General features: G+C 72.7%; 2 protein-coding genes. Both read left to right on the forward strand.

Going from position 1 to position 5,588, the window contains the following annotated elements:
* Positions 1–3,728 (forward strand): amino acid adenylation domain-containing protein (locus ACWDVB_RS40055; RefSeq protein WP_451519989.1); only part of this gene is annotated, 3,728 nt, incomplete at its 5' end.
* A 122-nt stretch (positions 3,729–3,850) separates the two neighbouring features.
* On the forward strand, positions 3,851–5,588 hold a 1,738-nt coding region (locus tag ACWDVB_RS40060), incomplete at its 3' end, for a condensation domain-containing protein (protein WP_451612058.1).

Here is a 5,588-nt window from a genome sequence, read left to right on the forward strand (position 1 = left end):
CGCATCAGGACGTGCCCTTCGAGCGCCTGGTCGAGGAGCTGAACCCGTCCCGGTCGCTGTCCCGCACACCCCTCTTCCAAGTGATGCTGGCCCTGCAGAACGTGCCCGAGGCCGAGTGGGACCTCCCAGGCGTACGGGTGGGCCCCTCGCCGCTGCCGCCCGAGCTCGCCGCCCGGTTCGACCTGGCGGTGTCCGCGGTCGAGCGCCGCGACCGACACGGCGCCCCGGCGGGACTCGACGGCGAAATCCTCTATGCCATCGACCTGTTCGACGAGGACACCGTGCAGGCGCTGGCGCGGCGCCTGGTACGCGTCCTTGAGCAGGTCGCCGCCGACCCGGGCATCCGGCTCAGTGATGTGGACGTCCTGACGGCGGCCGAACGCTCGCGCGTGGTGGAGCGGTGGAACGACACCGCCCGCCCGGTGCGGCCGTCGTCGGTCGTGGAGCTCTTCGAGGAACGGGTGGAGCGGTCGCCGGACGCGATGGCGGTCGTATCGAGTGAACAAACCCTTACCTACGCGGAGTTGGCGGACGGGGCGGCGCGTCTCGCGCGGCACCTGATCGACGCGGGCGTGGGCCCGGAGTGCCGGGTGGCGGTCGTCGCGGAGCGGTCGGTGGCGCTGGTGGTGTCGCTGCTCGCGGTGTCCACGGCCGGCGGGGTGTTCGTGCCGGTGGACCCGGAGTACCCGCCGGAGCGCGTGGCGTACCTGCTGGAGGACTCCGATCCGGCGGTGGTCCTGTGCACCACGCGGACCCGGGCCGTCGTACCGGAAGAGGGCTCGGGCCGGGTCGTGGTCATGGACGACCCGACGGTGGCCGCGGAGGTGGCGGAACGTCCGGGCGGCCCGCTGCGCGACGCGGAGCGCCGGGCGCCGCTGACGGCGGACAACGCCGCGTACGTGATCCACACCTCGGGGTCGACGGGGGCGCCCAAGGGCGTGGCGGTCACCCACCACGGGCTGCGCAACCTCGTCGCGGACAACGTGGAGCGCTACGGAATCGACGAGGACAGCCGCGTCCTGCAACTCGTCTCGCCGAGCTTCGACGTCTCCATGGCGGACATCTGGCCGACGCTGTGCGCGGGCGGGCGGCTCGTCCTGGCCCCCGCGAAACTGGACACCTCCGGCGACGAGCTGACCCGGCTGATGCGGGCGCAGGGCGTCACCCATCTGGCGACCACGCCGACCTACCTCTCCCAGATACGGCCGGACGACGTACCGGACCTGCGCATACTGGTGACCGGCGGCGAGCCCATGCCCGCCGAGGCACGCCGGCGCTGGCTGCCGGGCCGCACCATGTACAACCAGTACGGCGTCACCGAGGCGACGGTCATCTCCACGGTCAGCCCGGTACGCCGGGACCGCGACGCCGCGACACCGATCGGCGGCCCGATCGGCAACATCAAGGTGTACGTGCTGGACCCGGCCCTCCGGCCGGTGCCGGTGGGTGTGGCGGGCGAGCTGTACGTGGCCGGTGCCGGGCTCGCACGCGGCTACCTGGGGCGCGCCCGTCTCTCGGCGCAGCGGTTCGTGGCCTGCCCGTTCGGGACGGGCGAGCGGATGTACCGCACCGGGGACGTGGTGCGGTGGACGAGCGAGGGCGAACTGGTCTTCGCGGGCCGCGCCGACGGCCAGCTCAAGATCCGCGGACACCGGATCGAACCCGGCGAGGTCGAGGCCGCTCTCGAAAGCTGCGCCGGCGTGCGCGAGGCCGTGGTGCTGGTGCGGGAGGACCGACCGGGCGAACGCCGACTGATCGGCTATGTGGCCGCGGACCCACAGGCGGTGGACGGGCGGACGGTACGCGACTTCGCCGCCCGCGCGCTGCCGGAGTACATGGTGCCGACAGCGGTCCTCGTCCTCGACGCGTTGCCGCTCACGGTGACCGGCAAACTCGACCGTGCCGCCCTGCCCGCGCCCGACTTCGCCGAGCGGGTCTCGGGCAGGGAGCCGCGCACGGAGACGGAGCGGATCCTGTGCGACGTGTTCGCCGAGATGCTCGGCCTTGAGCGCGTCGGCGCGGACGACGGCTTCTTCGAGCTGGGCGGCGACTCGATCAGCTCCATGCAACTGGTGTCCCGGGCGCGCAGGGCGGGCCTGGTACTGACGCCCAGGCACGTGTTCGAGGAGAAGACCCCCGAGCGTCTCGCCGCCGTAGCGGAGGCGATCGGGACGGCGGAACGCGCCGCCGCCGTCCTCGACGTAGGCGTGGGGGAGATGCCCTGGACGCCGGTGATGCGGGCGTTCGGCGAGCGAGCCGCGGGCGCGGGCTTCACACAGTGGATGACCGTCGGTGCACCGGCGGACCTCGGCCTCGATGTGCTGGCGGCCGGTCTCGGGGCGCTCCTCGACACGCACGACATGCTGCGGGCGCGGACCGTACCGGGCGAGCTGAAGCTGATCGTCGGGGAGCGCGGTTCGGTGGACGCCGGGGGGCTGGTGGCCCGGGTGGACGCGGTGGGCGCCTCCAGTGCGGCGGACGCGACGGACGATGCCCTGGACGAGATCGCGGGGCGGGCCGCGCGTGAGGCGGCGGAGCTGCTCGATCCGGCGTCAGGCGTGATGGTGCGGGCGGTCTGGGTGGACGCCGGGCCCGGACGCCCGGGACGGACCGTGCTGGTGGTGCATCACCTGGTGGTCGACGGGGTGTCGTGGCGGGTGCTGTTCCCGGACCTCCGGGCGGCGTGCGAAGCGGTCGCGGCCGGGCGTGAGCCGCTGCTCGATCCGGTGGGGACGTCGTTCCGGCGCTGGGCGGAACTCCTCTCCGCACAGGCACGCACGGAGAGCCGGGTCGCCGAACTCGCCGACTGGTCCACGCTGCTCGGAGAGGCCCGGCCACCGCTGGGCCACCGGGCGCTGGACCCGGAGGTGGACACCGCGCGAACGCTGCGTCGCCGCTCGTGGACAGTGCCGCGGCAGCAGGCGGCCACCTTGGTGGGCCGGACCCCCAACGCCTTCCACTGCGGCGTGGACGACGTGCTCCTCGCGACCCTGGCGGCCGCCGTCACGCACTGGAGGCCGCAGGCCGCGACCGGAGGCCTCCTCGTGGACATCGAGGGACACGGCCGTGAACCCCTGGAGGACACGGATCTGTCCCGCACCGTCGGCTGGTTCACCAGCGTCCACCCGGTCCGCATCGAGGTGACCGGCACCGACCTGGACGACGCTATGGCCGGTGGCCCGGCGGCGGGTACGTTGGTGAAGGCCGTCAAGGAACAGGCCAGGGCAGTGCCCGGCGACGGCCTCGGCTACGAACTGCTGCGCTGTCTCAACGACGAGACGGGCCCGGTCCTCGAAGCCGCGCCGACCGCGCAGATCGGCTTCAACTACCTCGGCCGGTTCGCCGCCGGACCGACGGACGGCACGGCTGGCGCGGACGGCACGGTCGGCGAGTGGCAGTTGGCCGGGGCGGCGGCGGTCGGCGGCTCCGCCGAACCGGACCTGCCGGCCATGCATGTGGTGGAAGGACTCGCGGTGGTCCGGGACACCCCGGCCGGACCCGAGCTGACCGTCACCCTCAGCCGGCCGGGACAGCTCCTGGACGACGCCGACATGGAGCGTCTGGGCCGGGCCTGGCTGCGGATGCTGGCAGGCCTCGCCGCGCACACGGACGAGCCCGCGGCCGGCGGGCACACCCCGTCCGACTTCCATCTCCTCGACCTCGAACAGGACGAGGTCGACCAGTTCGAAGCGATAGCAGCCAAGCTCCAGGAGGGTCTGTCCCGGTGAAGTCATCAACCGCCGCCCAAGGTCCGGCCCGTGGCCCAGACCATGGCCCGGATCACGAACCGGACCATGGACCGGACCGCAGCTCGGCCCAGGGCTCAGCGCAGGGCTCGGCCCTCGCGGGAGTGTGGCCGCTGTCGCCCCTCCAGGAGGGACTGCTGTTCCACGCCGACTTCGACGACCAGGGCCCCGACGTCTACGCCGTGCAGTTCACGCTCGCCGTCGAAGGACCGCTGAACGCCGACCGTCTACGGGCGTCATGGGAGGCGCTCCTCGACCGGCACGCGGCGCTGCGGGCCAGCTTCCACCGCAGGAAGACGGGCGAGGCGGTCCAACTCATCACCCGGAACGTGACGGTGCCCTGGCACGAGGTCGACCTCTCGGCGCAGACGGAGCCCGTCCGCGCGGCCCGCGTCGAGCAACTGGCCGCGCGGGAAAGGGCGGAGCGCTTCGACCTCACGGCCCCGCCGCTGCTCCGGCTGCTGCTGATCCGCCTCGGCGAGCACCGGCACCGGCTCGTCGTCACCTCCCACCACCTCCTGATGGACGGCTGGTCGATGCCGGTCCTCCTCGGCGAGCTCTCGGAGGTGTACGAGGCGGGCGGCGACGCCTCCGTGCTCAAGCGGTCGGCCTCGTACGGGGACTACCTGGTCTGGCTGGGCCGGCAGGACAAGGAGGCGGCGCGTGCCGCCTGGCGTGCGGAGCTGGCCGGGGCCGACGAGCCGACCCTCGTGGCCCCGGCGGACCCGGGCGGGACGCCGGTACTGCCGGTGCTGCCCGAAGAAGACGTGGTTCGGCTCTCCGAGGAATCCACCCGGGCCCTGGTGGAGTTGGCCCGCGGCAAGGGCCTGACGGTGAACACGGTGGTGCAGGGCGCGTGGGCGCTGGTCCTGGCGCGGCTCGCGGGGCGTACGGACGTGGTGTTCGGCGCGACCGTCGCGGGACGGCCCGCCGAACTGCCCGGCGTGGAATCGATGATCGGCCTGTTCATCAACACGCTGCCGGTGCGCGTGCGCCTCGACGGCGGGCAGTCGGTGGCCCAGATGCTGACGCGGCTCCAGGAGCGCCAGTCCGCACTCATCGCCCACCAGCATCTGGGACTTCCGGAGATCCAGAAGCTGGCCGGTCCCGGCGCCGTCTTCGACACGCTCGTGGTCTACGAGAACTACCCCGCGCCGCCCGCGGCCCCCACCGCCCCCGCCTTCACCGTCTCGCCGGGCCCCCAGGCGACCAACTACCCGCTGACCCTCGGCGTCCTCCTGACCCGCCACCTCGACGTCCGCTTCACATATCGGCCCGATGTGTTCGACCAGCGGGCGGTTTCCGAGCTGGGACAGCGGCTGATACGGGTGCTTGAGCAGATGGTGGCGGATCCGTCGGTGCCGGTGGGTCGGGTCGACGTGGTGGGGGCTTTCGAGCGGGGTCTTGTGGTGGAGGCGTGGAATGCGACGGCGGTGCCGGTGCGGGGGGTTTCGGTGCCGGAGTTGTTTGCCGGGCGGGTGGGGCTGCGGCCTGATGCACCGGCTGTGGTTGACGGTGAACGGGTGCTGTCGTATGGGGTGTTGGCTGATGAGGCGGGTCGTTTCGCGGCGTATCTGGTGGGTTTGGGTGTGGGTCGGGGTGATCGTGTTGCGGTGGTGATGGAGCGGTCGGCCGATTTGTTGGTGGCTTTGCTGGGTGTGTGGAAGGCGGGTGCTGCCTACGTCCCGGTGGATCCGGGGTATCCGGCGGAGCGGGTGGCGTTCCTGCTTGCCGATTCGGCTCCGGCGGCGGTGGTGTGCACCGAGGAGACGCGCGGGATGGTGCCCGAGGACGTGGTGGTCCGGTTGGTGGTGCTGGATGACGTCGAGGTGGTGGCGGCGG

Source organism: Streptomyces sp. NPDC003379 (assembly GCF_053589195.1).